At 50.2% G+C, this 253-nt stretch carries 1 protein-coding gene; it reads right to left on the bottom strand.

Going from position 1 to position 253, the window contains the following annotated elements:
* The coding region (locus HBA93_RS22280; RefSeq protein ID WP_221724691.1) for a hypothetical protein at window positions 1–253 on the bottom strand (253 nt) is incomplete at both ends.

Below are 253 nucleotides of genomic sequence, written 5' to 3' on the forward strand. Positions count from 1 at the left end.
TGTCGACATAGTCTATGTCTGGCTGCTGAGGGAGAGGATACCCCTTGTTCACAATTTTATAGCCAGCAACGTTTCCCTCTTCAGGCTTGCTGGAATTGGTGCCGAAGCCTCCTTTGACACGAAGACCAAAACGGTTGCCTTCTTTAACAATATCGCCTGCTTCAAGTGTACGCATGGCCACAGTACCGGCAATGCCGCTGGATGCAGCATCGGAGCCTTTTTGGATATCAATACCGCCGAGAAAATCCGGATC

Origin of the sequence: Ochrobactrum sp. SFR4 (genome assembly GCF_019730395.1) — a bacterium.
Classification (GTDB): Bacteria; Pseudomonadota; Alphaproteobacteria; order Rhizobiales; family Rhizobiaceae; genus Pseudochrobactrum.